Genomic DNA, 26,485 nt, shown 5'->3' on the forward strand with positions numbered 1-26,485 from the left:
CTCGCCCGCAGCGACCCTGGCACGACACCCGGCCCGCGGGCCAGCGGGGGCCGGGTGAGACGTACGGCCTAGATGTGCGGGCCGGGGAGGTAGGAGAGCCGGGCACGACGGCGCAGGATCACCTTGCGCGTGCCGTCGGGGTGCAGCTGCAAGCGGGCCAGTTCCCAGCCGCCGGTGTCCGCCTGCAGGCTCAGCATGGTCGCCGCTGCGGACCGGGACGTGCCCGGCGGGATCCGCAGCGGCGCGAACTCGTAGTCCCCGGCCGCCTCCACCCGGCCGATGGTGCCACGCCGTTCGCCGGCCCGTCACCCGGCGGACACCCGGGCGCCCACCCACCGAGCCGGGCCCGCGGCGCGACGGCAGGATGGACGCGACCCCGGCCCGACCCAGCGAGGAGGACGACGTGACCGAGCCCGGTATCGACGGCGCGAACGACGCCGACCGCGCCGAGCAGGACGCCCTGCTCGAGCCCCCCGCCCCGGCCACCGCCGGAGCCGCCACGCCGCCGGCCGGCGACGACGTGCCCGAGGCCGACGCCCTGGAGCAGCAGCTGGCCGCCCGGCCGGGCGAGGCCGGGCGGCCCACGGCGGTGGGCTACCGGGAGGCCGACGACGCCGACGTCCTGGAGCAGGAGGCCGACGTCCCCCTCGACGAGGACGAGCGCATCTCCTGACCGTGCCCGCCGGGGATCCGGCGCCCCGCTCGGAGCCCTCGAACGGGCATGCTGCCGTGCGTGTGGACCGTCCTCGCGCTCGTCGTCGCCGTGCTCGCCCCGCTGGTGGGCTTCGCCGTCGGCGGCCGCCGCTTCTGGGCGACGGTGGGCACCGAGGCGCCGGCCGGGCTGCTCGAGCGGCACGGCCTGGAGGCCGGGGACTCGCTGCGCGTCCAGCGGGCGATGGCCCGTGGCCGGCGGGCCGAGGAGGAGCGGCTGCGGCCGGCGGTCGTCGAGTGGTCGCGGGCGGTCCTGCGGTCGGTCGACGAGCAGGAGCGCGAGCACCCGCGGCGCCGGGGGATCGCCGTCGGCATGACCGTGCTGGGCGCGGCGGCGCTGGTGCTGGCCGTCGTCCTGGCGGTCGCCGACGGCGGCGCGGGCGCCGGCTTCTGGCTGGTCGCCGTCCTGTCGCTGGGGCTGCTGCTGAACCTGGCGGCGCTGCCGCGGGTGCTGCGGCGCAACCTGAGCCGCGCGATCGCCGGCAACCTCTGACGGCTTCCCCTCGACCGGACGATTTGGTTAGGCTTCCCTAACTCGATCGCTCGGAGGGGAACATGAGCACCTCGACCGGCTCCGGACCGGCCGCCGCCGCCACGGACGCACCCGCCGCCCCCGCCGAGCGGGCCCGCACGGTGGCCGCCCGCACCGCCGCCGCGCTGTGCGTGGCCGGCCGCGAACCGGCCCGCCCGCTGGCCCACGCGGTGACCGGCGACGGGCGCCTGCTGGTGCTCGTGCGGGCCGACGGGGAGGCCGCCGCCACCGTCGAGGCCAGCCCCGGCCGGGACGTCAGCGCGCTGCTCATGGTCTGCGACCGGGCGCCGGTGCCGCTGCGCGACCCGGTCCGCGCCCGGCTGTGGCTGTCGGGCTGGCTGACGCCGGTGCCCGCGCGCGACCTGCGCGCCGCGGCCCTGGAGTTCGCCGAGGTCCGCCCCGCCGGCGACCTGCTCGACGTCGGGTCGGGCGCCGCCCTGCTGCGGCTGGACCTCGCCGAGGTCGTGCTGCGCGAGGGGGAGCGGTGCACCGAGGTGGGCCCCGGGGACTTCGCCGCCGCCCGGCCCGACCCGCTGCTGCCGGTCGAGACCCGGATGCTCACCCACGTCGACCGCTGCCACCCCGAGGTGCTCGCCGCCCTGGCGCGGCTGCTGCCGGTGGGCACGGTCGGCCGGGACGACGCCGTCCGCCCGCTGGCCCTGGACCGGTTCGGCTACCGGCTGCGCGTCGAGCGCCCCGGCGGGCACACCGACGTCCGGGTGCCCTTCCCGCGGCCGCTCGGCTGCGCCGGGCAGCTGCAGGCGGCCACCCGGCACCTGCTGCGCCGCGCGGGCGCGCGGGCCTAGCGGCGCGCGGACCCCAGCGCCCGGTCGACGACGAGGGCGGGCCGGTCCCGGTGCAGCGAGTGCGTCGTGTCGGGCACGGTCTCGAAGGTCCACGGCGGGTCGGTCACCCCCGTGAGCTCGTGCACCTGGTCGCCCGTGACCAGCGGGTCGTCGGTCGGCACCAGGACGTGGACCGGCACGCGCACCGCCCGGGCGGCGGCGCGGACGTCCCACGGGCGGTTGTCGGCCGCGTAGCCCTCGACCGCGGCGACGTCGGTGCTGCGGGTGGACCGGACCCGCTCGGCGACCGTGCGGGGGTGCCAGTGCGGGTTCGCCGCGGCCACCAGCGCCTCGGTCTGCCCGGCCTGGTCCCGCCGCAGCTCGGGAGCCAGCCCGTCGGCGACGTCGTCGGGGACCCGCAGCGCCGGGTCGACCAGCAGGGCCCGCGCCGCGGTCGCGGGGTGCGCGGCGAGCAGCACGGTCGCGATCGCACCGCCCAGCGAGTGCGCGACGACGAGGTCCCAGCCGTCGCCCAGCTGCGCCGCGACCGTCTCGGCGACGTCGGCGAAGCGGTGGGAGGCGGCCGGAGGGCTGTCCCCGTGGCCGGGCAGGTCGACCGCCACCGCGGTCCAGCCGGCGGCGGCCAGCCCCTCGCCGACCTCCCACATCGTCGCCGCGGTCGAGGTGATGCCGGGCACCAGCAGTGCGCGGGGACCGCCCGCCCCCCAGCTCTCGGTGTGCAGGTGCACCGTCACTCCTGTCCGCCGAGGGTCTCGGCGAGCAGCCGGGCCAGCCGGGTGCGCCGGGGCCGGACGTCGACCTCCCGGACCGCCCGCGCCAGCGCGGCGCCGGACGCGTGCACGATCGACAGGTGCGACTGCGCGCGGGTGAGCGCGGTGTAGACCAGCGGCCGCGAGAGCATCCCGCCCGCTTCCGGCGGCAGCACGACGACGACGCCCGGCCACTCCGAGCCCTGGGCGCGGTGCACGGTGATCGCCCAGCCGTGGCGCAGGTCCGACAGCGCCGTCCCGTTGACGGTGACCGGCCCGGAGGCGAAGGCCACGTCGAGCGACCCGTCGCCGGTCCCGGTGACCACGCCGGTCTCGCCGTTGGCGAAGCCGATCGGCTCCAGGTCCAGGTGGTTGGCGGTGGCCACGACCCGGTCGCCCACGTCGAAGCCCCACACCGTGCCGTCGCCCGGGTTCAGCTTCTCCTTGAGCGCCTTGTTGAGCTCGATGGTGCCGGCCGGCCCGCGGTGCACCGGCGTCACCACCTGCACCGTCGCCGGGTCGATCCTCAGCGCCCGCGGGATCGAGTCGGTGACCAGCTGGACGACGCGCCGGGCGGCCTCGGCGCTGCCCGTCGCCGGGACGACGACGACCTCGCGGTCGGGGGAGTCGACCGGCGGCAGCTCGCCGGAGCGGACGGCGTTGGCCAGCCGCGCGATCGCCCCGCCCTCGGCCTGCCGGTACAGGGTGGTCAGCTCGGTGACCGGCACGACGCCGGAGTCGATCAGGTCGCCGAGCACGTGCCCCGGCCCGATCGAGGGCAGCTGCGCCGGGTCGCCCACCAGCACCAGGTGGGTGCCGTCCTGGCAGGCCTCCAGCAGCGCCGCGGTGAGCTCGACGTCGAGCATCGAGGCCTCGTCGACCACGACGACGTCGGCGTCCAGCGGCCACTCCTCGTTGCGGGAGAAGCCGCCGGTCGTGCCCTGCGCGCCCAGCAGCCGGTGCACGGTGACCGCCGGGTGATCGGTGAGCTCCTCCAGCCGCTTGGCCGCGCGGCCGGTCGGGGCGGCGAGCGCCACCTCGCTGCCCTTGGCCATGAGCAGCTTGACGACGGCGGCCACGGTGCGGCTCTTGCCCGTGCCCGGCCCGCCGGTCAGCAGCGAGACGCCGGCCGACAGCACCTGCGCGACCGCCTTCTTCTGCGCCTCGTCCAGCCCCTTGGCCACCGAGCGGACGGCGGCGGGGTCGGCGATCCGCTCCGCGGTGGCCATCAGCCGGGCCACGTTCTCGGCCACGGCCTCCTCGGCCATGCCGTAGCGGGCCAGCGACAGCATCCGCAGCGCGGGGTCGGGCTCGGGGGGCTCCTTGTTCGAGTCCTCGTCCCAGTCGGGCTCCGGCGGCTCGTGCTCCAGCACCTCGCCGGAGTCGACCGCGGCCACGATCGCCGCCGCCGGGTCGGTGACGCCCTCGGCCCGCAGCGCGGCGACCACGAGGTCGACCGGCAGCACGGTGTGCCCGTCGCGGGTCGCCGTCCGCAGGGTGAGGGCGACGATCGCCCGGCCGCGGCGGGTGTCCTGCCGGTCGGCACCGGGCAGCAGCGCGATGGCCAGCCGGTCGGCGTCGCCGAGGCCCACCCCGGTCAGCCCGAGCAGCGCCCACGGGTCGTCGCGCAGCCGGCGGGCGGCGTCCGGGCCCAGCGCGTCGGCGGCCCCGGCGGCCAGCTTCGCGTCCAGCCCCGCGCCCACGAGCAGGCCCACGACCTCGTAGGTGGGCGCGGCGGACAGGAAGCCGGAGAAGAGCCGCTCGGCCCGCTGCTTACCGACCCGCGGCAGCTTGAGCAGCCGGTCGGCGGTGACGTCGTCGGCGGTGGTGATGCCGGCGGCGGGCAGCTCGGCGGCCGCGCGCTTGCCCAGCCCGGGCCACAGCCCGGCGGCGCAGAAGGCGGCGAAGACCGGGTCGGGCGTGCTCACCGGCGCTCCGGGTAGGCGAAGTGCGGCGCGGAGACGTCCTCCAGCGCCGTGCGGATGGCGGCCGGCAGCCGGACGGCCTCGGCGTCCAGGGAGGCCTGCAGCTGCGCGGCGGTGCGGGCGCCGACCACCGGCGCGACGACGCCGGGCCGGTCGCGAACCCAGGCCAGCGCGACGGCCAGCGGCGTGGTGCCCAGGCCCTCGGCGGCGGTGATGACGGCCTCGACGATCCGGTCGGAGTCGGCGGAGCGCAGCCCGTCGATGAAGCCCTGCCACTGCGGCGACGCGCCGCGGGACTCGCTGGGGGTGCTGTGCCGGTACTTGCCGGTCAGCAGCCCGCGGCCCAGCGGGGACCACGCGAGCACACCCAGGCCGAGCGCCTCCGCGGCCGGCACCACCTCGCGCTCTACGCCGCGCTGCAGCAGCGAGTACTCGACCTGGGTGCTGACCAGCGGCACCCGGCCGGGCCAGGCCCGCTGCCAGGTGGCGGCCTGGGCGGTCTGCCAGCCGGTGAAGTTGCTGATCCCGACGTAGCGGGTGCGGCCGGAGGCGACGGCGGTGTCGCACGCGGCGAGCGTCTCCTCGATCGGGGTGTGCTCGTCCCAGGCGTGCAGCTGCCACAGGTCGACGTGGTCCAGGCCGAGCCGGTCCAGCGAGGCGTCGAGCGCGGCGAGCAGGTGCCCGCGGGAGGCGCCCCGGCCCATCGGCCCGGGCCCGGTCCGGCCCACCGCCTTCGTGGCGACCAGGACCTCCGACCGGGGGACGACGTCGGACAGCAGGCGGCCCAGCGTGCGCTCGCTCTCCCCGTCGCAGTAGACGTCGGCGGTGTCCACGAGCGTGCCGCCGGCGTCGACGAAGGCCGTCAGCTGCATCGCGGCCTCGTCCTCGTCGGTGTCCCGGCCCCAGGTCATGGTGCCCAGCGCCAGCCGGGAGACGACCAGGCCGCTGCGCCCCAGCGCCCGTTGTTCCACGAGGTGCCAACCTACCGGCGGCACCGGCCCCCGGCCGGGGGCGCGCGGGCCTCCTGGGGACGGCGTGCCGGGCGGGCTGCGCGGGACCGGCCACCTAGGGTGGGTGCCCGTGCCTGTGGAGTCGCCCGAGTGCGGAAACCGTCCCCCAGCGACTCCGACGGTCGGGGGCTGAGGCGCGATGGGCTGGTTCGAGGCCGTCGTCCTGGGGCTGGTGCAGGGGCTCACCGAGTTCCTGCCGATCTCCTCCAGCGCGCACCTGCGCGTGGTGGGGGAGGCCTTCGGCTGGGACGACCCGGGCGCGGCGTTCACCGCGATCGTGCAGATCGGCACCGAGCTCGCGGTGCTGCTCTACTTCCGCACCGACATCTGGCGGATCATCCGGCAGTGGGTGCTGTCGCTGACCCGGCGCGAGCTGCGCGGCGACCCCGACGCCCGGATGGGCTGGCTGATCATCGTCGGCAGCATCCCGATCGTCGTCCTCGGGCTGCTGTTCCAGGACGACATCGAGACGACGCTGCGCGACCTGCGGATCGTCGCCATCTCGCTGGTCGCCTTCTCGCTGGTGCTGTTCTGGGCCGACCGCGTGGGCCGCAAGCAGCGCGAGCTGACCGACCTGACCGCGCGGTCGGGCATCACCTTCGGCCTGGCGCAGGCGATGGCGCTGGTGCCCGGCGTCTCCCGCTCCGGGGGCACGATCACCGCCGGCCTGTTCCTCGGCTTCACCCGCGCCGCCGCGGCCCGCTACTCGTTCCTGCTGGCCATCCCGGCGGTGCTCGGCTCCGGCGGCTTCCAGACCTACGAGGCGCTGGCCGGTGACACCGAGGGGGCGCCGATCTCCTGGGGGCCGACGGTCCTGGCCACGGTCATCGCCTTCGCGGTGGGCTACGTCGTGATCGCCTGGCTGCTGCGCTACCTCGACCGCGGCAGCTTCACGCCGTTCGTCGTCTACCGCGTCGTCCTGGGCCTGGCGCTGCTGGCGCTGGTGGGCGCCGGGGTGCTCGACCCGCTGCCTGCGGAGACGACCCCCTGACCAGCGCCTAGGCTCGGCGCCGTGACCACCGTCATCCTGCTGCGGCACGGCCGGACGACGGCCAACACCGGCGGCGTCCTCGCCGGCTGGACCCCGGGCGTCCAGCTCGACGAGACCGGGCAGGCGCAGGTGGCCGCGGTCGGGCAGCGGCTGGCGCCGGTGCCGCTCGCGGCGGTGGTCAGCAGCCCGCTGGAGCGCTGCCGGGCGACCGCCGGCGCCGTCCTCGCCGGCCGGGACCTGGAGCTGCGGACCGACGACCGGCTCGGCGAGGCCCGGTACGGCGACTGGACCGGCCGGCCGCTCAAGGAGCTGGTCAAGGAGCCGCTGTGGAAGGTGGTCCAGGCCCACCCGTCGGCCGCCGTCTTCCCCGGGCCGGAGGGGGAGGGGCTGGCCCAGACCCAGGCGCGGGCGGTGGCCGCGGTCCGCGAGTGGAACGCCCGCCTCGGACCGGACGCCGTCTGGCTGGCCTGCTCCCACGGCGACGTGATCAAGGCCGTGCTCGCCGACGCCCTCGGCCTCCACCTGGACCAGTTCCAGCGGATCGTCGTCGACCCCGCCTCGATCTCGGTGGTCAGCTACACCGAGACCCGCCCGTTCGTGCTGCGGGTCAACGACAGCGGCGGCGACGTCAGCGCGCTGGTGCCGCCCAGGAAGAAGGGACGGCGGCGGCGGAAGGCCGACTCCGACGCCGTGGTGGGCGGCGGCGCCGGGGCCACCGTCTGACCAGCGGCGGCCCGTCGCCGGGCCCGCGTAACCTGGCAGCGTGCCGCGCCAGGTCCACCTCTTCGAGCGCCCGTCCCGGTTCGTCGCGGGCACGGTCGGCCAGCCCGGTGACCGCACCTTCTACCTGCAGGCCTCCGACGACGCCGGCCGCGTGGTGAGCGTCGCGCTGGAGAAGAGCCAGGTGCAGGTCCTCGCCGACCGGATGGCCGAGCTGCTCGACGAGGTCGCCTCCCGGCCCGGCGCTGTCGTCCCGGCCGACGCCGACGTCGACGACCTCGACCCGCTCACCGCGCCGGTCGACGAGGAGTTCCGCGTCGCCGCCATGGGCCTGGCCTGGGACGCGCAGACCCAGGCCGTGGTCGTCGAGGCGGTCGCCGCCGGCGAGGAGCCGATCGAGGAGGACGCGATCCTCTCCGACAGCGACGAGGGCCCCGACGCGCTGCGGGTGACCATCAGCCCCGGCGCCGCGCGGGCCTTCGTGGCCCGGGCCCGCCGGGTCGTCGCCGCGGGCCGACCCGCCTGCCCGCTGTGCTCGCTGCCGCTGGACCCGACCGGGCACGTCTGCCCCCGGCAGAACGGCTACCGGCGCTGAGCCGGCGCCCGTCCGCGCGCCGGGGGAGCCACCGGTGAGCGAGCAGTCGGCCGGCGCCGAGCCGGACCTGCGCGCGCCCGACGGCGCCGAGGAGGCCCGGCGGCTGCTGCTCGACGGCGAGATCGACCTCGAGGGCCGGATGCTCGACGCCTCCAACGTCACGCTCTTCGGCACGATCCGCTGCGACGGCCTGGCCGCCGAGTGCGTGTACAAGCCGGTGGCGGGGGAGCGGCCGCTGTGGGACTTCCCCGACGGCACGCTCGCCGGCCGCGAGGTCTCCGCGGCGCTGGTCTCCGAGGCCACCGGGTGGGACGTCGTCCCGCCGACCGTGCTGCGGGAGGGCCCGTTCGGCCCCGGCATGGTCCAGCTGTGGGTGGACGGCGACGAGTCGGTCGACCTGGCCGCCTTCGTGCGCACCGACCACCCCGGACTGCGGCGGATGGCGGTGTTCGACGCGGTGGTGAACAACGCCGACCGCAAGGGCGGGCACATCATCCCGACGCCCGAGGGCCACGTGTACGGCGTCGACCACGGCATCTGCTTCTCGCCCGACCCCAAGCTGCGCACCCTGCTGTGGCGCTGGGCCGGCAAGCCGCTGCCGGTGGCCGCCCTGGAGGTCCTCGAGCGGCTGGCCGACGACCTGCGCGGCGACCTCGGCGAGCAGCTCCACGAGCACCTCACCCGCCGCGAGGTGCGCGCCACCCAGCAGCGCGTCGCCGAGCTGCTGCGCACCCAGCTGCACCCCGAGCCCAGCGGCGAGTGGCCCGCCCTGCCCTGGCCGCCCTTCTGAGCACATCGCGGTCCTCCGGACCGCACCGCGGCCGGGTGCCGTCCCGGCCTGCGCCGAGCCCCGCCGTCGCACCGCGCCGGGGACCCTCCGCGCCCGCGGCGCGCACGACCACTCGCGGGGGCGGCTCCGGTCCCTACGTTGTCCCCATGCCGCACCGCTCGCGCCTGGCGATCCTGCTGCTGGACCTCCCCCCGGAGCACCACGTCGCCGGCCTGGACTTCTGGTCGGCCGCCACCGGCCACCCGGTGGAGCCCGACCCCTCCGACGACGACTGGAACTCCCTCGGCGTCTTCGGCGACGGCTTCCACGTCGAGGTGCAGCGCACGGGGGAGGGGACGCCGCCGCGCTGGCACGTGGACGTCGAGACCGACGACATCCCCGCCGAGGTCGCCCGCCTCGAGGCCCTGGGCGCACGCCGGCTCCGGGACATGGGCTCGTTCTGGCAGATGACCGACCCGGCCGGCCTGGTGTTCTGCGTCGTCGGCATCCAGACCGGCGAGGCCTTCGACAAGCACGCGGTCACCTGGCCGTGAGCACCACCCGGGTCACCGCGCACCTCGCCGCGCCGCGCGAGGCCGTCTACCGCGCCCTCACGGAGCCCGACCTGATCGCCGGCTGGCGCTTCCCCGACGGGATGACCAGCGCGGTCGAGCGGCTCGGCGGCGGGGTGTTCCGGGTCTCGCTCACCTACGACGACCCGGCCACCCCGGGCAAGAGCGGCGGGCACACCGACAGCTACCGCGCCCGCTTCCCCCGCCTGGTCCCCGGCGAGCTCGTGGTCGAGGTCGACGAGTTCGAGACCGACGACCCGGCGCTGCAGGGCGAGATGACGACGACGATCACCCTGCGCGACGCGGCCGGCGGCACGCAGCTGACCGCCGTCCACGAGGGCGTCCCCGACGGCGTGCCGCCCGAGCAGAACGAGGAGGGCTGGCGGATGGCGCTGGCCCGCCTCGCGCGCCTGCTGGGGGCCTGACCCGGGCGGGGGACGACCCGGCGGCGGCGTCGGTGCCCGCCTCTACGCTCGCTACGTGCTCTCCTGGCCCGCCCCGCTCCTGCCGACCCTGCCCGGCACCGGCCCTGCGCTCCGGCTGCACGACACCGCGCGGGGAGAGGTGGTCGCCACCAGCCCCGACCGCATCGCCCGCATGTACGTCTGCGGGATCACCCCCTACGACGCCACGCACCTCGGCCACGCGGCCACCTACCTCGCCTTCGACCTGGTCAACCGGGTGTGGCGGGACGCCGGGCACGCCGTCCACTACGTGCAGAACGTCACCGACATCGACGACCCGCTGCTGGAGCGGGCCGACCGCGACGGCGAGGACTGGGTCGTGCTCGGCATGCGCGAGACGGCGCTGTTCCGCGAGGACATGACGGCGCTGCGGGTCCTGCCGCCCGACGACTACGTCGGCGCGGTGGAGGCCATCCCGCGGATCGTGGCGCACATCGAGTCGCTGCTCGACGAGGGCCTGGCCTACGTCCTCGACGACGGCACCGGCGACGTCTACCACGACGTGGCACAGGCGCCGGGCTTCGGCGGGGAGTCCCGCTACGACGAGGCGACCATGCTGCGGTACTTCGCCGAGCGCGGCGGCGACCCCGACCGGCCCGGCAAGCGCAACCGGCTCGACCCGCTGCTGTGGCGCGGCGAGCGCCCGGGCGAGCCCTCGTGGGCCGGCCCGCGCGGCACCGCCGGCCGGCCCGGCTGGCACATCGAGTGCGCCACCATCGCGCTGGACACCATCGGCATGGCCTTCGACGTGCAGGGCGGGGGCAGCGACCTCGTCTTCCCGCACCACGAGTACTCCGCCGTCCACGCCGAGGCGCTGACCGCCACGGCCACCGGGGTCAAGGAGCCCTTTGCCCGGGCGTACGTGCACGCGGCGATGATCGGCCTGGACGGCGAGAAGATGAGCAAGAGCCGCGGCAACCTGGTGTTCGTCTCCAAGCTGCGCGGCGAGGGCGTGGACCCCATGGCGATCCGCCTGGCGCTGCTGTCGGGGCACTACCGCACCGACCGGGCGTGGACGCCGCAGCTGCTGGCCGACGCCGAGAAGCGGCTGGCCACCTGGCGGCGGGCCGCCGCCCTGCCCGCCGGCGCGGCGGCGGCGCCGGTGCTGACCCAGCTGCGGGAACGGCTGGCCGACGACCTGGACAGCCCCGGCGCCATCGCCGTCGTCGACGACTGGGCCGCCCGCACCCTGGCCGCCGGTGACCACCCGGCGCTGGAGGAGGGCGCCCCCGGCATCGTCTGCGACGCGGTCGACGCGCTGCTCGGGGTGGCGCTGGACTCGTGCGCAGTGAGCTCAGCGCTGCAGGAGTGCTGATGGGCGGCTTCCGGCTCACCGACCGCGCCACCCGCGAGCGGGAGGAGGAGCGCCTGGCGGCGTCGGCCGCGCGCTCCTCGGCCAGCCGCGGCCGGGCCCGGCCCGAGCCGGAGGACGCCCTGCGGACCGCCTTCGAGCGCGACCGCGACCGGATCCTGCACGCCAAGGCCTTCCGCCGGCTCAAGCACAAGACGCAGGTCTTCCTGAACCCCGACGGCGACCACTTCGTCACCCGGCTCACGCACACCTTGCAGGTCGACCAGGTGGCGCGGGCGCTGGCCCGGGCCCTGGGCCTCAACGAGACCCTGGCCGAGGCGATCGCCCTGGGCCACGACCTGGGCCACTCGCCGTTCGGGCACATCGGCGAGGACGCGCTGGAGCCCTACGTGCCCGGCGGCTGGCACCACGCCGCCCAGGGGGTGCGGATCGTCGAGGTGCTCGAGGACCTCAACCTCACCTGGGAGGTCCGCGACGGCATCCGCGCGCACAGCTGGAAGATCAGCCCACCGCCGGCCAGCCGCGAGGCCGAGTGCGTCCGCTACGCGGACCGGATCGGCTACCTCTCGCACGACGCCCTGGACGCCGTCCGCGCCGGGGTGCTGCGGCCGGGCGACCTGCCGGCCCGCGCCCGCGCGGTGTTCGGGGAGCCGGGCAGCGCGATGGTCGGCGCGATGATCGACGCCGTCGTCGCCGGGTCGCTGGCCGACGGCGGCCGGGTGGTCATGGCGCCCGAGCCGCTGGAGGCGATGCACGAGCTGCGCGCCTTCATGTTCGAGCGGGTCTACTCCTCGGAGACGGCGGCCGGGCAGAAGCAGCTGGCGATCGACGTGATCCGCCGGCTGGTCGACCACCACCTGGCCCACCCCGAGCTCATCCCGGCCAGCTACCGCGACGCCGGCGCCGACCTCACCACCCAGGTCGTCGACCACGTGTCCGGCATGACCGACCGGTTCGCGCTCACCACGCACGACCGGCTGTTCGACGGCGACGCCACCGCGCGGATGCGCCCGCTGCTGCGCGTCGCCTGACGGCTACCGGCCGGCGGCGACGAAGGCCAGCCCCCGCGACACCCATGCCTCCAGCGCGGCGTCGTCCGCGGTGCCCTCGGGGGAGACGAGCACGTACCCGGCCAGCTCCTGGCCGCCGAGCGTCATCGGCGTCGCGTGCGGCTCCGCCAGGGCCGCGGGCCCGGCGTCCGCGCCGACCCGCACCATCAGCGCCTCCCGGGTGACGCCGCAGCACATCCGCCCGGCGACCATGAACGACAGGCCGCCGCCGACCATCCGCTTCTCCTCGACGTCGTCGCGGCCGGCCAGGACGCCGCGGACCCGCCCGGCGAGCTCCTGCGAGTAGGGCACGGGTCAGCCCTCGACCACGCCGATGTGCACGGTGCCGTCGTCGTCGACCCGCAGGCCCGGGTTGTGGGCGACCTCCCAGCGGACGCCGCCGGGGTCGGTGAAGTAGGCGTGGAACCCCCCGAAGGCGGCCTGCTGCGGCGGCTTGACCACCCGGGCGCCGGCCGCCTCGGCGTCGGCCACGACCTGCCGGACCTCCTCGGGGCTGCCGACGTTGTGCGCGAGGGTGAACCCGCCGCCGACGACGACGTCCCCGGCCGGCACGCCCATGTCCGCGGCGAGGTCCGTCGCGCCGAACAGCGCCAGCAGCAGCCCGCGGTTGACCTGGACGAAGAGCACCTCGCCGGGGACGTCGAGGGCCGGCGTCCAGCCCAGCCCGTCGACGTAGAAGCGGCGGGCGGCGTCGAGGTCGGGGACCGCGACGGTGAGCAGGTCCAGGCGTGGCTGCATGGGAGTCACCCTGCCAGCGACCCCCGACGACCCGGCGAGCACTTCGCGCGCGGAAGTCCCTGGGTTCCCGCCCGAGAGGGGCGCTCAGTTGGGGGAGGAGCCGCGGCGGCGGAGGTAGCGCTCGAACTCGCGGGCGATCGAGTCGCCGTTGGCCTGCGAGAGGTCGACCTCGGTGGCCCGCTCCTCCAGCGAGCGCACGTACTCGACGACCTCGTCGTCCTCCTGGGCCATCTCGTCGACGGTCTTGACCCACTCCTCGGCCTGCTGCGGCAGCGCGCCCAGCGGCACGGTGAGCTCGAGGACCTCCTCCACGCGCTGCAGCAGCGCGACCGTCGCGCGGGGCGAGGGCGGCTGGGAGACGTAGTGCGGGACGGCGGCCCAGAAGCTGATCGCCGGCAGCCCGGCCTGCACGCAGGCGTCCTGGAAGACGCCGAGGATGCCGGTGGGGCCCTCGTAGCGGGAGGTCTCCAGCCCCCACTTCTCGGCGGACTCAGCGTCGTAGGCCGAGCCGGTCACCGGCACCGGGCGGGTGTGCGGCGTGTCGGCCAGCAGCGCGCCCAGGGCGACGACGGTGCGCACGTCCAGCTCGCGGCACAGCTCGATCAGCTCGTCGCAGAAGCTGCGCCACCGCATGTTCGGCTCGATCCCGCGGATGAGGACGACGTCGCGCTCGGAGCCGGGCGGGCGGGCCACCGACACGCGGGTGGTGGGCCACTCGATGCGCCGGCTGACCCCGCCGACGAGCGAGACCGTGGGCCGGTTGACCTGGAAGTCGTAGTAGTCCTCGGGGTCCAGCGCGGCCAGCGGGCTGGCGTCCCAGATCAGCTCCAGGTGCTCGAGCGCCCCGGTGGCCGCGTCGCCGGCGTCGTTCCAGCCCTCGAAGGCGACCACCACCACGGGGTCGGTCAGCTCGGGCAGGTCCTCGGACGGGGACTTCGGGTCCATCACCCCTGGAAGCCTACGTCGGTCCGGCCGGGGCACCGTGCCCCAACGGGCCCGAGGTGACCGATCGGGTTGCCGCGGGATGCGACCATGGTCGTCGTGCCTGAGACCCCGGACCTGCGCCCGGACGCCACCGCGGAGCTGACCGCGCTGCTGCGCGAGCGGATCCTGGTGCTCGACGGCGCCATGGGCACCGCGATCCAGCGGGACCGGCCCGACGAGGCCGGCTACCGCGGGGAGCGCTTCGCCGACTGGCCGGGCGACCTGCAGGGCAACAACGACCTGCTGAGCATCACCCAGCCGCAGATCATCGCCGGGATCCACCGCGAGTACCTCGACGCCGGCGCCGACGTCATCGAGACGAACACGTTCAACGCCAACGCGGTCTCGCTGCGCGACTACGACATGTCCGACCTGGCGTACGAGCTGAACCTGGCCTCGGCGCGGCTGGCCCGGGCCGCCGCCGACGAGGTCACCGCCCGCACCCCGGACAGGCCGCGGTACGTCGCCGGGGCCCTCGGCCCGGCCAGCCGCACCGCCTCGATCTCGCCCGACGTCAACGACCCCGGCGCCCGCAACGTCACCTTCGACGAGCTGGCCGAGGCCTACCTGACCCAGGCCGACGGCCTGGTCGACGGCGGGGCGGACATCCTGCTGGTCGAGACGATCTTCGACACGCTCAACGCCAAGGCCGCGATCTACGCGCTGGAGACCCTCTTCGAGCAGCGCGGCCGCCGCTGGCCGGTGATGATCTCCGGCACCATCACCGACGCGTCGGGGCGGACGCTGTCCGGGCAGGTCACCGAGGCGTTCTGGCACTCGGTGCGGCACGCCCGGCCGCTGGCCGTCGGCCTCAACTGCGCGCTGGGCGCCAAGGAGATGCGGCCCTACCTCGCCGAGCTCGCACGGGTCGCCGACACCTTCGTCTCCTGCTACCCCAACGCCGGCCTGCCCAACGCCTTCGGCGAGTACGACGAGGCCCCCGCCGACACCGCCGGCGTCCTGGGCGAGTTCGCCGCCAGCGGCCTGGTCAACGTCGTCGGCGGGTGCTGCGGCACCACGCCCGAGCACATCGCCGCCGTCGCGGCGGTGGTCGACGGCGCGGCGCCGCGGACGCCGGCGGAGAGGCGGCCGGCGCTGCGGCTGTCGGGCCTGGAGCCGCTGACCGTCGACGGGGACTCGCTGTTCGTCAACGTCGGCGAGCGCACCAACATCACCGGCTCGGCCCGCTTCCGACGGCTGATCCGCGACGGCGACTACGGCGCGGCGCTGACCGTCGCCCGGCAGCAGGTCGAGGCCGGTGCGCAGGTCATCGACGTCAACATGGACGAGGGGATGATCGACGGGGTCGCGGCCATGGACCGCTTCCTCAAGCTGGTCGCCGCCGAGCCCGACATCTGCCGCGTGCCGGTGATGGTCGACTCCTCCAAGTGGGAGGTCATCGAGGCCGGCCTCAAGTGCGTGCAGGGCAAGTCGATCGTCAACTCGATCTCGCTGAAGAACGGCGAGGAGGAGTTCGTCGCCCAGGCCCGGCTGTGCCGCAAGCACGGCGCCGCGGTCGTCGTCATGGCCTTCGACGAGGACGGTCAGGCCGACGACCTGCAGCGGCGCAAGGAGATCTGCCGGCGCGCCTACGACATCCTGGTCGAGCAGGTGGGCTTCCCCGCCGAGGACGTGATCTTCGACCCGAACGTCTTCGCCGTCGCCACCGGCATCGAGGAGCACGCCGCCTACGGGCTGGACTTCATCGAGGCCACCCGCTGGATCAAGGAGAACCTCCCCGGCGCCCTGGTCTCCGGCGGCGTCTCCAACGTCTCCTTCTCCTTCCGCGGCAACAACCGCGTGCGGGAGGCCATCCACGCCGTCTTCCTGTTCCACGCGATCCGCGCGGGCATGGACATGGGGATCGTCAACGCCGGGGCCCTGGAGGTCTACGACGAGGTCCCCGAGCTGCTGCGCGAGCGGATCGAGGACGTCGTCCTCAACCGGCGGCCCGACGCCACCGAGCGGCTGCTGGAGATCGCCGGCGACTTCGCCGGCAGCGGCGAGGCCGTCGAGGCCGCGGCCGAGGAGTGGCGCTCGCTGCCGGTGGGGGAGCGGATCACCCACGCCCTGGTGAAGGGCATCGACGAGTTCGTCGAGGCCGACACCGAGGAGCTGCGCGCCGAGATCGCCGCCCGCGGCGGCCGGCCGATCGAGGTCATCGAGGGCCCGCTGATGGGCGGCATGAACGTGGTCGGCGACCTGTTCGGCGCCGGGAAGATGTTCCTGCCGCAGGTGGTCAAGTCCGCGCGGGTGATGAAGAAGGCCGTCGCCTACCTCATCCCCTACATCGAGGCGGAGAAGCAGCCCGGGGACGCCGAGCGCAGCAACGGCAAGGTCGTCATGGCCACCGTGAAGGGCGACGTCCACGACATCGGCAAGAACATCGTCGGCGTCGTGCTGCAGTGCAACAACTACGACGTCGTCGACCTGGGCGTGATGGTGCCCGGCCAGAAGATCCTGGACGCCGCCAAGGCCGAGGGCGCGGACGTTATCGGGCTGTCCGGGCTGATCACGCCGTCGCTGGACGAGATGGTGAACCTGGCGACCGAGATGGAGCGGCAGGGCTTCGAGATCCCGCTGCTCATCGGCGGGGCGACGACGTCGCGGGCCCACACCGCGGTCAAGGTGGCGCCGGCGTACCACGGCCCGGTCCTGTGGGTGAAGGACGCCTCGCGGTCGGTGCCGGTCGTGGCCGCGCTGCTGTCTGACGAGCAGCGCCCGGCCCTGCTGGCCGGGGTGGAGACCGAGTACGAGCAGCTGCGCGAGCGGCACGCGGCCCGCTCCGACACCCGCACGCTGCTGACGCTGGACGCCGCCCGCGCGGCCGCGCCCGCGTTCGACTGGGGGAGCTACAGCCCGCCGCGGCCGCGGATGCTGCTGCAGCAGGCACGGGACGTGTGCACCGGCCCGGGCTGCGACCACGCCCACGCGACCCAGTTCGTGAAGACGTTCGCCGACTACCCGCTGGCCGAGCTGCGCGAGTACATCGACTGGCAGCCGTTCTTCAACGCCTGGGAGATGCGCGGCCGGTTCCCCGACATCCTGCACAACCCGGCCAGCGGCGAGGCGGCCCGCAAGCTGTACGCCGACGCCCAGGCGATGCTCGACCGGGTCGTCGGGGAGCGGTGGCTGCGGGCCAGCGGCGTGTTCGGGCTGTTCCCGGCCAACCGGGTCGGCGGCGAGGACATCGAGGTCTACACCGACGAGACCCGCGGCGCCGTCCGCACCACGCTGCACCAGCTGCGGCAGCAGACCGAGGGCCGCGACGGGTCGGCGCGCAAGTCGCTGGCCGACTTCGTGGCGCCCAAGGAGACCGGGTTGCGCGACTACGTCGGCGCGTTCGCGGTGACCGCCGGCCTCGGGTCGGCCGAGCGGGTCGCGGCGTTCAAGGCGGAGAACGACGACTACAGCGCGATCCTGCTCGAGTCGCTGGCCGACCGGCTGGCCGAGGCCTTCGCCGAGCGGCTGCACGAGCGGGTGCGCCGGGAGTTCTGGGGCTACGCCGCCGACGAGCACCTGGACAACGCGGCCCTCATCGGCGAGCAGTACCGGGGGATCCGCCCGGCGCCGGGCTACCCGGCCTGCCCCGAGCACACCGAGAAGCAGACCATCTGGGAGCTCCTCGACGTGGAGGCCGCGACCGGGATCACGCTCACCGAGAGCATGGCCATGTGGCCCGGCGCCGCCGTCAGCGGGCTGTACTTCGCCCACCCGGAGTCGCGCTACTTCGTGCTCGGCCGCCTCGGCCGCGACCAGGTCGAGGACTACGCGCGGCGCAAGGGCTGGACCCTGGCCGAGGCCGAGCGCTGGCTGTCGCCGAACCTCGGGTACCGGCCCGACGACGAGTGACCCGCCGGCTCAGGCGGGCACGGCCTCGCGGCCGCGGCAGACCACGGTGCGGGGCCGCAGCAGGGCGGTGACGTCGGTCGTGGCGTCGCCGTCCACGACGAGCAGGTCCGCCTGCAGGCCGGCGGCCAGGCGCCCGGTCCGGTCGGCCAGACCGCAGGCCCGGGCCGCCGCCCCGGTCGCGGCGGCCAGCGCGGTCACCACGGGCAGGCCGCAGCCGACCAGCTCGACCACGCCCTGCGGCAGCACGCCGTGCGGCTTGACCGGGCCGACGCCGGCGTCGGTGCCGGCGAGCAGGGCGACGCCGGCCGCGTGCAGGTCAGCGACGTGCGCCAGCTGGGCCTCGTAGCTGGCCCCGACCTCCGCCATCCGGGCGATCACGTGCGGCGGCACGGGCAGCCCAGGGAGCCGGCCGAGCGTCGGGCAGACCGGCGTCCGGCTCTCCCGCAGCCGCGTGGCGAGCGCCGGCGGGAGGCGAACCCCGTCGCGGGTCAGGCAGCTGCCGTGCTCGATCCCGTCGAGGCCGGCGTCCAGCGACCGCTCGACGGCGGCGAGCGGGTGGGCGTGCCCGGTCACCGGCAGTCCGAGCCGGTGCGCCTCGTCGACCACGGCACGCAGCTCCGCGAGCTCGAACTGGCAGGCCTGCGGGTCGGTGCCGGGGGTGAGCAGGCCCCCGCTGGTCATCACCTTGACGACCGCCGCGCCGTGGTCGGCGCGGTCGCGCACGGCGCGGCGGAGCGCGTCCTCGCCGGCGACGGCGCCGCCCATGGAGGCGCAGTGGCCGCCGGGACAGGTGAGGGGCGGCCCGGACCCGACGACGGTCGGGCCGGTGGGCCGGTCCCGGTGGCGGTCGAGGACGGCGAAGTCGTGGTCGCCCAGGTCGCGGACCGCGGTGACGCCGGCGGCGAGGTGCGCGTCCAGGGCCGCCCCGATCACGGCGTCCATGTCCGCGGGGGAGCGGCCGGGCACGGTGTCCAGCGCCCGCGGGCCGGCGTCGGCGCAGAGGTGGACGTGGGTGTCGACGAGCCCGGGCAGCAGCGTCGTCCCGGGCAGGTGGCGGACGTCGACCCCCGCCGGGGCGGGCGCCGCGGCGGGTTCCACGCCGGCGATCCGCCCGCCCTCGACGAGCACGAGGGCGCCGTCGGGCAGGACGCGGTCGCCGTCGAAGGCACGGTCGGCCCGGTATCCGCGCATGCCGACCCCCAGCGGGCCGCAGGAGTGGTGGCCGGGACGCTACTCCGGAGCGTGCGCGCGGTCAGCTCACCGGGCCTCGGGGGCGGCGGTGCTGCGGGTGCCGGCAACTGCTCGTGGGAGGGGGAGCACTCGCACGCCGTGCCGAGGGCGACGACGGCGTCCGCCGCCGTGCCGGCAGGCCCGCGACGCCCGGCGGGGTGCCCGCGCGGCGCGACGCGGTCAGACGCGCGCCTGGCACTCCAGGCAGGCGGCGGCCAGCTGCTGCGTGCGCCCGGGCGGGAAGGGCACGTCGGCGTGCACCTCCTGCACGTCCGCGCCGCAGCAGGCCTGGGCCGGCGCGGCGCCGTCCTCGTCCAGCGGCACCGCGTGCGGCGTGCGCCGCTCGACCGGGCGCCCGCCGCTGCCCCGGCCGGGCGCGGTGTCCACGTGGATCCCCGTCACGTATCGGACCGTCATGCGCGGAGCGTCCCACGTGACCCACCTCACAGTCACCGGTCCGCGGCGTGTCCCCGCGCCGGGCCTCAGCGCGCGCGGGGCTGCACCAGCTGGCTGACCGTCAGGACCGCGACGAGCCCGTCGAGGTCGCTGAGCTCGGCGGTGGAGACGCCCCGGCCCAGCGCCGGGTTGAACCGCGTCTGCCCGGTGAGCGCGAGCCACTCGCCGGTCGCCTGGCGCAGCACCTGGGCGCTCACGTCGGGGTTGATGGTCGTCGCGGTGCCGGCGTCCATGGAGACGTTGATGTTGTTGGCGTAGTCGAAGGCCAGCGCCGTCCGCGACGCGGGGCGGACCGGCTCCCCGGCGACCACCGGGACCTCGAGCCGCACCCACACGCCCCGGCCCGCCCCGTCCAGCGTCGGCGCGTAGCGCATGTCGACGGCCTGCAGGAAACCGGCCGGGGTGGTCGAGGTCTCGCGCAGGCTCACGGCCTCCTCGGGCGGCGCCAGCGACGCGGTGCCCGCGACCGGCGCGCCGACCGGGTGGCCGGGGAGCGCGCCCAGGTCGGCGTCGCGCAGCCGCAGCGCCGACGCGCGGGCGCACAGCTCGCCGTCGACACTCAGCTCGAGGTCGACCAGCTGGATCTTCTTGCCCTCCCGGACGACCGTGGCGGTCACCGAGAGCGGCCGGCCCAGGGTCAGCGGTCGCACGAGGTCGGCCGTCAGCCGGCCCAGGGTCATCGGCACCAGGGTCGGCACGTCGTCGAGGCAGTGCGCCAGCAGCGCGAGGGTCGAGCCGCCGTTGGCGTGCCGCGGGTCCCAGGCGCCCTGGGACAGCTCCGTGGCGACGAAGGAGTCGCCCTCGCGGAGGAACAGCGCACGCTCGGCCATGGCGGCCACCGTCTCACAGCGTGGTCCGGCCGCCCCCGTACCGTGGGCGGCGATGCGTACGCGGGCCTGCCGGGCACTCCCTTGACCTCTCCCGACCGCCAGGACCCGCCGCTGGGCGCGGTGCTGTTCGACATGGACGGCACGCTCGTCGAGACCGAGGAGCACTGGGGCGAGGCGCTGTTCGCCCTCGCCCGCCGCCGCGGCGGCGAGCTCAGCGCCCCGGCGCGAGCCGCCACGGTCGGCACGAGCATGCGGACGGCGCTCGGCGTCCTCTACGCCGACCTGGGCCTGCCGGTCGACGAGGCCGCGATGGCCGCCGACGCCGTCTGGGTGGAGGACACCGTCGCCGGGCTGATGGCCGGCGGGGTGCACTGGCGCCCGGGGGCCCGGGAGCTGCTCGCCGCGGTGCGCGCGGCGGGGGTGCTGACGGCGCTGGTGACGACGACGCCGCGGCGGCTGACCGACCTGGTGCTCGGCTCGATGGCCCGTTCGTTCGACGGCCGGACGCCGTTCGACGTCACCGTCTGCGGCGACGAGGTGCCCGCCCGCAAGCCCGACCCCGCGCCCTACTTCCAGGCCGCCGAGGCGCTCGGGGTCGACGTGCGCTGCTGCGTCGTCGTGGAGGACTCGGTGGTCGGCGTGACGGCGGGGCTGGCCTCCGGCGCAGCGGTGCTCGGCGTCCCCGCGATGCAGGCGCTCGACCCGGCGCCGGGGCTCGTGCTGCGGGGGACGCTGGCCGGGCTGGGACCGGCCGACCTGGCCGCCCTGCTGGCCGACCGGGCGACCGCGGGCTGCTGAGCGGTCAGGCCCCGGGGGCCGGGAGGACCACGCTGAGCTGCTCGAACGGCTCGCCCGGCTGGTAGACGTCGTTGAACAGCACCGACCCGGCCTCGGTCAGCCGGACGTCGGAGCCCAGCCACACCGCTGCGCCCTCCGGGGCGGGGCCGGGCTCCAGGCGCAGCGTGACCAGCGGGACGCGGTCGGCCTCGGGCCGGGCGTAGGGGTCCTCGATCGACAGCTCGGCGGTGTCCCCGCGGACGGTGATCAGCGGCGCGGCGACCCGCACGAACAGCATGCCCCCGTGTCCCCGGAATCGGACGTCGCCGCGGAAGGCCCAGGTGCGGTCGGCGTCGGCGGCGGCCGGCACGGTGTCCGGGACGGGCGGGAAGAGGATCGTGTCCTCGCCCAGCGGCACGGCGCCGTCGTGGATCGAGCCCTGGCCGTCGGGCATCCGGCGGACGTAGGCGATGAACGACCGCTTGATCCCCCAGAGCAGGCCGAAGGGGACGTCACCCGGCGTCGAGGAACCCGGCGTCGAGGAACCCGGCGTCGAGGAACCCGGCGTCGCCGTGTCCTGGGGCTGCTCGGTCATGGCCGCTGATCCTGCCCCATGGCCGCGGAGGAGCGACGGGGCCTCAGCCGAACGGGGAAGCCGCCAGCCAGGTGTCCAGCAGCTCGCGGTCGCCGAAGACCTGGAGGTCGGCGCCGTCGGCCGGGCGGCGGCCGTAGACGCAGAGGACCAGCTCGGCCACCGGCCCGCGCACCGCGACGGCGGACTTCTCGTGCGCCCGGCGCCAGGTGGGGACGGCGCCGGTCAGGTCGACCACCCACTCGGCGTCGAGCTCCGCGGGGGTGTCCGTGGCGTGCAGGTGCACGGTCCGGCCGGGGCCGAGCAGGGCGCGGCGCTCCGGGAAGAGGTCCAGGACCTGCGGCAGGCAGCCGAGCTCCAGCCACTCGTCCAGGGCGTCGACGGCGACGTCGGGGTCGAGGGCGTAGGGCAGGCCGGCGGCCAGCGTGGCGTCGGCGCGGTGCACCGCGGTCTCGTGGGAGAAGCGGCGGGCGAAGAACGCGGCGGTGCCGGGCCCGAGCGGCGTCCACAGGGGCGCGTCGGGGCCGGCGTCGCGCAGGGCGGCGGCCAGCGCCGTCGAGCCCTCGGCCAGCTGCGCGTCGAGCTCCGCGGGGGACTGCTCGGTCCCGCGGGACACGTCGCGGAAGAACCTGTCGTCCGGCGGCTCGGTCGCCCGGGTGGCCACGACCTCCGCGGCCCACCGCAGCCCGCCGGCCAGGTGCCGGACGAGGGCGCCGAGCGTCCAGCCGGGACAGGTGGGCACCGGCGCGCCGGGGTCGGCGGCGCGGACGACACCGCGCAGCAGGTCGGTCTGCTCGGTGAGGACGGCGGTCAGCCGGTCGTGGTCCAGGGGCACGGCCGGCAGCCTCTCAGTCGCGCTCCACCACGGGGAGGGTGGCCCAGCCGGCCGCGGCGGCGGCCTCGGCCGGGAACGGCGGCGGAGTGCCGCCGAAGGAGGGGCACAGCGCCTGGTGGTCGCACCAGTCGCACAGCCTCGTCCGGTTGGGCCGGAAGTCCTGCGTGGACACCGCCCGCTCGATCGCCGCCCAGATGGCCTGCAGCGTGCGCTCGAACCGGACCAGCTCGCCCTCGTCGGGGGCGTAGGTGAGCGCGTCGCCGTCGCCCAGGTAGAGGAGCTTGAGCTGGCTGGCCACCACGCCGCGGGTGCGCCAGAGCACCAGCGCGTAGAACTTCATCTGGAACAGCGCCTTGGCCTCGAAGGCCTCGCGGGGCATCGAGCCGGTCTTGTAGTCGACGACCCGCAGGGCGCCGTTGCGCGCGACGTCGAGCCGGTCGACGAAGCCGCGCAGCAGCAGCCCGTCGGGCAGCGTCACCTCGACCAGCTGCTCGCGGCCCTCGGGCTGGATGCGTCGGGGGTCCTCCAGCGTGAAGTAGACGTCGACCAGCTTCCCGGCCGAGGCCAGCCACTGCTCGAGCGACGGGGCGGGGGCGCCGTCGGACTCGGCCGTGAAGAGCTCCGTGACGGTCGGGTCGGCCGACAGCTCCTCCCACGCGGGGCCCAGCAGCTGCCGGGCCGCGTCGGGCGTGCGCTCGGCGGCCGGCAGGTCGTACAGCTTCTCCAGGACCGCGTGGACGAGGGTGCCGCGCACGGCCGCGAGGCTCTTGCGCTCGGGCAGGCGGTCGATGGTGCGGAAGCGGTAGAGCAGCGGGCAGGTCTTGAAGTCGGCCGCGCGGCTGGGCGATAGCGAGGGCCGGCGGGGGGCCGCCTCGGTCGCCGCGTTCGCCTCGGTCGTCGCGGGCGTCGCGCTCGCCTCGGTCGTCGTGGCAGGAGCGCCCGGCGCCTCGACGGGGGCGGGGGAGACCGGGTCGGGGTGGAGCACCGTCATGGCACCGAGGCTAGGTCGGCCCACCGACAGTTCCGCGTCCCCGCGCCGTGCCCACCGCGCCGGACGGGGGGACGGGAGGCGTGCTCCGTACGCTCGACGCCCGTGGACCCGCAGCAGGAACAGCCCCTCGAGCCCGCCGCGCCGCCCCGGGAGCCCGTGCCCGGGGCCTTCGCCGTCGGGGACCGGGTGCAGCTGACCGACCCCAAGGGCCGGCACCACACCGTCGTCCTGGAGGCGGGCAAGCTGTTCCACACCCACCGCGGTGCCATCGCCCACGACGACCTCATCGGTGCCCCGGAGGGCTCGGTGGTGCACTCCACCGCCAACACCGGCTACCTCGCGCTGCGCCCGCTGCTGGCCGACTTCGTGCTGTCGATGCCGCGCGGCGCGCAGGTGATCTACCCCAAGGACGCCGCCCAGATCGTGGCCTTCGGTGACGTCGGCCCGGGCATGCGCGTGCTCGAGGCGGGCGCCGGCTCGGGGGCGCTCACCTGCTCACTGCTCCGCGCCGTGGGTGGCGGGGGAGCGGTGACCAGCTACGAGCGGCGCGAGGACTTCGCCGACGTCGCCCGGTCCAACGTCGGCGCGTTCTTCGGCGAGGTCCCGGCGAACTGGTCCCTGCGCCTGGGCGACCTCGCCGACCACCCGGCCGACGAGGTCGTCGACCGCGTCGTCCTCGACATGCTCGAGCCGTGGGCGGTGCTGCCCACGGTCGCCGCGGCGCTGCGCCCCGGGGGCGTGCTCGTCGGCTACGTCGCCACCGTGACCCAGCTGTCCACCTACGTCGAGGCGCTGCGCGAGCAGGGCGTCTGGACCGAGCCCTACGCCTGGGAGTCGCTGATCCGGCCCTGGCACGCCGTCGGCCTCGCCGTCCGCCCGGAGCACCGGATGGTCGCCCACACCGCCTTCCTGGTGACCGCCCGGCGGCTGGCCGACGGGACCGTCCCGCCGGTCCGCCAGAGGCGCGCGCAGAAGTACTGAGCGGGCCCGGATATCACCTCGGGAGCAGTGCTGCGAGCCGGCAGCACCGTCACCCCTCGCGTGTATAGATTTGCGTCCTGGCTCCCCCGAGGTGTGCGGAGGTGCGCGATGGGCCTGGGTCCCGACGAGTTCCGAGCGCGGCGTGAACGTGACGTGACGGCGCTGCTCAGCCAGATCTCCTACCTCGAGGAGGAGATCGGTCTCCTGCGCCGGAAGGTGGCCGAGAGCCCCCGCACGGTGCGTGCGCTGGAGGAGCGGATCGCCGAGGCGGAGGGCCGTGCGGCCTTCCTCTCGGAGCGGAACGACAAGCTGGCCGGCACGCTGCGCGAGGCGCGCGAACAGCTGGTGGCGCTCAAGGAGGAGGTCGAGCGGCTGGGGCAGCCGCCGTCCGGCTACGGCGTCTTCCTCACCCGCTACGAGGACGGCACGGTCGACGTCTTCACCGGCGGGCGCAAGCTGCGCGTGTCCGTGTCCCCCTCGGTCGAGGTGGAGAGCCTGCGGCACGGCCAGGAGCTGATGCTCAACGAGGCGATGAACGTCGTCGAGGCGCGCGGCTTCGAGCGCGGCGGCGACATCGTCATGCTCAAGGAGCTGCTGGAGCCCGTCGAGGGCGAGGTGCGCCGCGCCCTGGTCATCGGGCACACCGACGAGGAGCGCGTCGTCTTCCTCGCCGACTCCCTCGCCGACACGGCGCTGCGCAGCGGCGACTCGCTGCTGCTGGAGAACCGCTCGGGGTACGTCTACGAGAAGATCCCCAAGAGCGAGGTCGAGGAGCTCGTCCTCGAAGAGGTCCCCGACATCGACTACAGCGACATCGGCGGCCTGTCCCGGCAGATCGAGCAGATCCGCGACGCGGTCGAGCTGCCGTTCCTGCACGCCGACCTGTTCCGGGAGTTCGAGCTGCGCCCGCCCAAGGGCATCCTGCTGTACGGCCCGCCCGGCTGCGGGAAGACGCTGATCGCCAAGGCGGTGGCCAACTCGCTGGCCAAGAAGGTCGCCGCGGCGCAGGGGGACGAGAGCGCGAACTCGGGGCGCTCCTACTTCCTCAACATCAAGGGCCCCGAGCTGCTCAACAAGTACGTCGGCGAGACCGAGCGGCACATCCGGCTGGTGTTCCAGCGCGCCCGGGAGAAGGCCAGCGAGGGCACGCCGGTCATCGTGTTCTTCGACGAGATGGACTCGATCTTCCGCACCCGCGGCTCGGGGGTGTCCTCTGACGTGGAGAGCACGATCGTCCCGCAGCTGCTGAGCGAGATCGACGGCGTCGAGGGCCTGGAGAACGTCATCGTCATCGGCGCCTCCAACCGCGAGGACATGATCGACCCGGCGATCCTGCGGCCCGGCCGGCTCGACGTGAAGATCAAGATCGAGCGGCCCGACGCCGAGGCGGCGCGCGACATCTTCAGCAAGTACCTGACGACGACGCTGCCGCTGAGCCCCGACGACCTCGCCGAGCACGGCGGCAGCCGCGAGGCCACGATCTCCGCGATGATCCAGCGCACCGTCGAGCGGATGTACACCGAGAGCGAGGAGAACCGCTTCCTCGAGGTGACCTACGCCAACGGCGACAAGGAGGTCCTGTACTTCAAGGACTTCAACTCCGGGGCGATGCTGCAGAACATCGTCGACCGCGCCAAGAAGATGGCCATCAAGGAGCGGCTGGAGACCGGCTCCGGCGGCCTCCGGGTGGGTCACCTCATGCAGGCGTGCCTCGACGAGTTCAAGGAGAACGAGGACCTGCCCAACACGACCAACCCCGACGACTGGGCGCGGATCTCGGGCAAGAAGGGCGAGCGGATCGTCTACATCCGCACGCTGATCAGCGGCAAGGGCAACGAGTCCGGCCGCGCGATCGACACCGCCACGAACACCGGCCAGTACCTGTAGCGTGCGGCGCCGGCGCCCCCCGGGGGGCCGGGGCCGGCGCCGGGGCCCGGCGGCCGGGGGGCGGGGGGCCGCGCGCGATGGCTGCGTCCGACCCCGCCACCCCCCC

General features: G+C 75.5%; 28 protein-coding genes. 15 read left to right on the top strand and 13 right to left on the bottom strand.

Annotated elements, in window-relative coordinates; all coding sequences use genetic code 11:
• Positions 1–68: 68 nt before the first annotated feature.
• Complete coding sequence (locus ACI8AX_RS07350; protein WP_456549135.1) at positions 69–272, bottom strand: DUF5703 family protein; 204 nt, start codon at positions 270–272, stop codon at positions 69–71.
• Between the two features lie 131 nt (positions 273–403).
• Here ACI8AX_RS07350 and ACI8AX_RS07355 point away from each other — a divergent pair, with 131 nt between their 5' ends.
• The 3 genes from ACI8AX_RS07355 (at position 404) to ACI8AX_RS07365 (ending at position 2,049) form a co-directional block, all read left to right on the top strand.
• Positions 404–673 (top strand): hypothetical protein, encoded by a 270-nt coding sequence (locus ACI8AX_RS07355; protein ID WP_456549136.1) that lies wholly within the window; start codon positions 404–406, stop codon positions 671–673.
• 60 nt (positions 674–733) lie between these two features.
• Entirely contained in the window at positions 734–1,204 is a 471-nt protein-coding gene (locus ACI8AX_RS07360; protein ID WP_456549137.1) for a hypothetical protein, read from the top strand.
• Between the two features lie 62 nt (positions 1,205–1,266).
• Positions 1,267–2,049, top strand: coding sequence for a DUF2470 domain-containing protein (locus ACI8AX_RS07365; protein WP_456549138.1), 783 nt, complete (start codon positions 1,267–1,269; stop codon positions 2,047–2,049).
• Here ACI8AX_RS07365 and ACI8AX_RS07370 read toward each other — a convergent pair.
• From ACI8AX_RS07370 to ACI8AX_RS07380, 3 genes are read right to left on the bottom strand one after another with little or no spacing between them, the layout of a single operon-like run.
• Complete coding sequence (locus ACI8AX_RS07370; protein WP_456549139.1) at positions 2,046–2,777, bottom strand: alpha/beta fold hydrolase; 732 nt, start codon at positions 2,775–2,777, stop codon at positions 2,046–2,048. The genes ACI8AX_RS07365 and ACI8AX_RS07370 overlap by 4 nt on opposite strands.
• A 2-nt stretch (positions 2,778–2,779) precedes the next feature.
• The gene (locus ACI8AX_RS07375) at positions 2,780–4,726 is read right to left on the bottom strand and encodes an AAA family ATPase (RefSeq protein WP_456549140.1); all 1,947 of its coding nucleotides are present in this window, start codon (positions 4,724–4,726) and stop codon (positions 2,780–2,782) included.
• Positions 4,723–5,694, bottom strand: a complete 972-nt coding sequence (locus ACI8AX_RS07380; protein WP_456549141.1) for an aldo/keto reductase — start codon at positions 5,692–5,694, stop codon at positions 4,723–4,725. The genes ACI8AX_RS07375 and ACI8AX_RS07380 overlap by 4 nt, the downstream gene beginning before the upstream one ends.
• A gap of 178 nt (positions 5,695–5,872) precedes the next feature.
• Between ACI8AX_RS07380 and ACI8AX_RS07385 the strand changes: the two genes are divergently transcribed.
• From ACI8AX_RS07385 to ACI8AX_RS07420, 8 genes are all read left to right on the top strand, one after another.
• Entirely contained in the window at positions 5,873–6,724 is an 852-nt protein-coding gene (locus tag ACI8AX_RS07385; protein ID WP_456549142.1) for an undecaprenyl-diphosphate phosphatase, read from the top strand.
• Positions 6,725–6,745: 21 nt separating this feature from the next.
• A complete protein-coding gene (locus ACI8AX_RS07390) occupies positions 6,746–7,447 on the top strand; it encodes a histidine phosphatase family protein (protein WP_456549143.1) in 702 nt (233 codons plus the stop codon).
• A 40-nt stretch (positions 7,448–7,487) separates the two neighbouring features.
• Positions 7,488–8,039: a DUF3090 family protein gene (locus ACI8AX_RS07395; protein WP_456549144.1), complete on the top strand. Its 552-nt coding sequence runs from the start codon at positions 7,488–7,490 to the stop codon at positions 8,037–8,039.
• Between the two features lie 34 nt (positions 8,040–8,073).
• Positions 8,074–8,829, top strand: coding sequence for an SCO1664 family protein (locus tag ACI8AX_RS07400; RefSeq protein WP_456549145.1), 756 nt, complete (start codon positions 8,074–8,076; stop codon positions 8,827–8,829).
• Positions 8,830–8,975: 146 nt separating this feature from the next.
• Positions 8,976–9,362 carry a VOC family protein gene (locus ACI8AX_RS07405; protein ID WP_456549146.1) on the top strand — a complete coding sequence of 129 codons (387 nt, stop codon included), beginning with the start codon at positions 8,976–8,978 and terminating at the stop codon, positions 9,360–9,362.
• The gene (locus ACI8AX_RS07410; protein ID WP_456549147.1) at positions 9,359–9,805 is read left to right on the top strand and encodes an SRPBCC domain-containing protein; all 447 of its coding nucleotides are present in this window, start codon (positions 9,359–9,361) and stop codon (positions 9,803–9,805) included. The genes ACI8AX_RS07405 and ACI8AX_RS07410 overlap by 4 nt, the downstream gene beginning before the upstream one ends.
• A 55-nt stretch (positions 9,806–9,860) precedes the next feature.
• On the top strand, positions 9,861–11,159 hold the full coding sequence (mshC, locus tag ACI8AX_RS07415) for a cysteine--1-D-myo-inosityl 2-amino-2-deoxy-alpha-D-glucopyranoside ligase (protein ID WP_456549148.1): 1,299 nt from the start codon (positions 9,861–9,863) through the stop codon (positions 11,157–11,159).
• Entirely contained in the window at positions 11,159–12,187 is a 1,029-nt protein-coding gene (locus ACI8AX_RS07420; RefSeq protein WP_456549149.1) for an HD domain-containing protein, read from the top strand. The genes mshC and ACI8AX_RS07420 overlap by 1 nt, the downstream gene beginning before the upstream one ends.
• 3 nt (positions 12,188–12,190) lie before the next feature.
• Here the strand turns inward: ACI8AX_RS07420 and ACI8AX_RS07425 are convergent, their stop codons facing one another.
• The 3 genes from ACI8AX_RS07425 to ACI8AX_RS07435 all read right to left on the bottom strand — a co-directional run bounded on the left by ACI8AX_RS07425 (position 12,191) and on the right by ACI8AX_RS07435 (position 13,909).
• Complete coding sequence (locus ACI8AX_RS07425; protein ID WP_456549150.1) at positions 12,191–12,517, bottom strand: TfoX/Sxy family protein; 327 nt, start codon at positions 12,515–12,517, stop codon at positions 12,191–12,193.
• 3 nt (positions 12,518–12,520) lie between these two features.
• Positions 12,521–12,964, bottom strand: a complete 444-nt coding sequence (locus ACI8AX_RS07430) for a VOC family protein (protein WP_456549151.1) — start codon at positions 12,962–12,964, stop codon at positions 12,521–12,523.
• Between the two features lie 84 nt (positions 12,965–13,048).
• Positions 13,049–13,909 (bottom strand): PAC2 family protein, encoded by an 861-nt coding sequence (locus tag ACI8AX_RS07435; RefSeq protein WP_456549152.1) that lies wholly within the window; start codon positions 13,907–13,909, stop codon positions 13,049–13,051.
• A gap of 87 nt (positions 13,910–13,996) precedes the next feature.
• Between ACI8AX_RS07435 and metH the strand changes: the two genes are divergently transcribed.
• Positions 13,997–17,800, top strand: coding sequence for a methionine synthase (metH, locus tag ACI8AX_RS07440; RefSeq protein ID WP_456549153.1), 3,804 nt, complete (start codon positions 13,997–13,999; stop codon positions 17,798–17,800).
• Positions 17,801–17,809: 9 nt separating this feature from the next.
• On the opposite strand, the gene ACI8AX_RS07445 is transcribed toward metH, so the two are convergent.
• From ACI8AX_RS07445 to ACI8AX_RS07455, 3 genes are all read right to left on the bottom strand, one after another.
• Positions 17,810–18,991 (bottom strand): amidohydrolase family protein, encoded by a 1,182-nt coding sequence (locus ACI8AX_RS07445; protein WP_456549154.1) that lies wholly within the window; start codon positions 18,989–18,991, stop codon positions 17,810–17,812.
• A gap of 219 nt (positions 18,992–19,210) precedes the next feature.
• Entirely contained in the window at positions 19,211–19,447 is a 237-nt protein-coding gene (locus ACI8AX_RS07450) for a hypothetical protein (protein ID WP_456549155.1), read from the bottom strand.
• A 65-nt stretch (positions 19,448–19,512) separates the two neighbouring features.
• The gene (locus tag ACI8AX_RS07455) at positions 19,513–20,316 is read right to left on the bottom strand and encodes a thioesterase family protein (RefSeq protein ID WP_456549156.1); all 804 of its coding nucleotides are present in this window, start codon (positions 20,314–20,316) and stop codon (positions 19,513–19,515) included.
• 81 nt (positions 20,317–20,397) lie between these two features.
• On the opposite strand from ACI8AX_RS07455, the gene ACI8AX_RS07460 reads away from it, so the two are divergent.
• Positions 20,398–21,114: an HAD family hydrolase gene (locus tag ACI8AX_RS07460; RefSeq protein ID WP_456549157.1), complete on the top strand. Its 717-nt coding sequence runs from the start codon at positions 20,398–20,400 to the stop codon at positions 21,112–21,114.
• Positions 21,115–21,118: 4 nt separating this feature from the next.
• Here the strand turns inward: ACI8AX_RS07460 and ACI8AX_RS07465 are convergent, their stop codons facing one another.
• From ACI8AX_RS07465 to ACI8AX_RS07475, 3 genes are read right to left on the bottom strand one after another with little or no spacing between them, the layout of a single operon-like run.
• Positions 21,119–21,688, bottom strand: coding sequence for an HtaA domain-containing protein (locus ACI8AX_RS07465; RefSeq protein WP_456549158.1), 570 nt, complete (start codon positions 21,686–21,688; stop codon positions 21,119–21,121).
• A 43-nt stretch (positions 21,689–21,731) separates the two neighbouring features.
• The gene (locus tag ACI8AX_RS07470) at positions 21,732–22,520 is read right to left on the bottom strand and encodes a maleylpyruvate isomerase family mycothiol-dependent enzyme (protein WP_456549159.1); all 789 of its coding nucleotides are present in this window, start codon (positions 22,518–22,520) and stop codon (positions 21,732–21,734) included.
• 13 nt (positions 22,521–22,533) lie between these two features.
• Positions 22,534–23,511 carry a RecB family exonuclease gene (locus ACI8AX_RS07475; RefSeq protein WP_456549160.1) on the bottom strand — a complete coding sequence of 326 codons (978 nt, stop codon included), beginning with the start codon at positions 23,509–23,511 and terminating at the stop codon, positions 22,534–22,536.
• Positions 23,512–23,613: 102 nt separating this feature from the next.
• On the opposite strand from ACI8AX_RS07475, the gene ACI8AX_RS07480 reads away from it, so the two are divergent.
• Both ACI8AX_RS07480 and arc read left to right on the top strand, forming a co-directional pair.
• The gene (locus ACI8AX_RS07480) at positions 23,614–24,492 is read left to right on the top strand and encodes a tRNA (adenine-N1)-methyltransferase (protein ID WP_456549161.1); all 879 of its coding nucleotides are present in this window, start codon (positions 23,614–23,616) and stop codon (positions 24,490–24,492) included.
• Positions 24,493–24,645: 153 nt separating this feature from the next.
• Positions 24,646–26,379, top strand: coding sequence for a proteasome ATPase (gene arc / locus ACI8AX_RS07485; RefSeq protein ID WP_456549162.1), 1,734 nt, complete (start codon positions 24,646–24,648; stop codon positions 26,377–26,379).
• The last annotated feature ends 106 nt before the right edge of the window (positions 26,380–26,485 follow it).

The sequence above is a fragment of the Blastococcus sp. SYSU D00813 genome, from assembly GCF_054050735.1.

Excerpts from the sequence above, each read along its gene's own strand:
- ACI8AX_RS07405 (WP_456549146.1), top strand. The coding sequence starts at position 8,976 with ATGCCGCACCGCTCGCGCCTGGCGATCCTGCTGCTGGACCTCCCCCCG.
- ACI8AX_RS07465 (WP_456549158.1), bottom strand. The coding sequence starts at position 21,688 with ATGACCGAGCAGCCCCAGGACACGGCGACGCCGGGTTCCTCGACGCCG.
- ACI8AX_RS07385 (WP_456549142.1), top strand. The coding sequence starts at position 5,873 with ATGGGCTGGTTCGAGGCCGTCGTCCTGGGGCTGGTGCAGGGGCTCACC.
- ACI8AX_RS07365 (WP_456549138.1), top strand. The coding sequence starts at position 1,267 with ATGAGCACCTCGACCGGCTCCGGACCGGCCGCCGCCGCCACGGACGCA.
- ACI8AX_RS07420 (WP_456549149.1), top strand. The coding sequence starts at position 11,159 with ATGGGCGGCTTCCGGCTCACCGACCGCGCCACCCGCGAGCGGGAGGAG.
- ACI8AX_RS07455 (WP_456549156.1), bottom strand. The coding sequence starts at position 20,316 with ATGGCCGAGCGTGCGCTGTTCCTCCGCGAGGGCGACTCCTTCGTCGCC.
- ACI8AX_RS07450 (WP_456549155.1), bottom strand. The coding sequence starts at position 19,447 with ATGACGGTCCGATACGTGACGGGGATCCACGTGGACACCGCGCCCGGC.
- ACI8AX_RS07430 (WP_456549151.1), bottom strand. The coding sequence starts at position 12,964 with ATGCAGCCACGCCTGGACCTGCTCACCGTCGCGGTCCCCGACCTCGAC.
- ACI8AX_RS07445 (WP_456549154.1), bottom strand. The coding sequence starts at position 18,991 with ATGCGCGGATACCGGGCCGACCGTGCCTTCGACGGCGACCGCGTCCTG.
- ACI8AX_RS07435 (WP_456549152.1), bottom strand. The coding sequence starts at position 13,909 with ATGGACCCGAAGTCCCCGTCCGAGGACCTGCCCGAGCTGACCGACCCC.
- ACI8AX_RS07475 (WP_456549160.1), bottom strand. The coding sequence starts at position 23,511 with ATGACGGTGCTCCACCCCGACCCGGTCTCCCCCGCCCCCGTCGAGGCG.
- metH (WP_456549153.1), top strand. The coding sequence starts at position 13,997 with ATGGTCGTCGTGCCTGAGACCCCGGACCTGCGCCCGGACGCCACCGCG.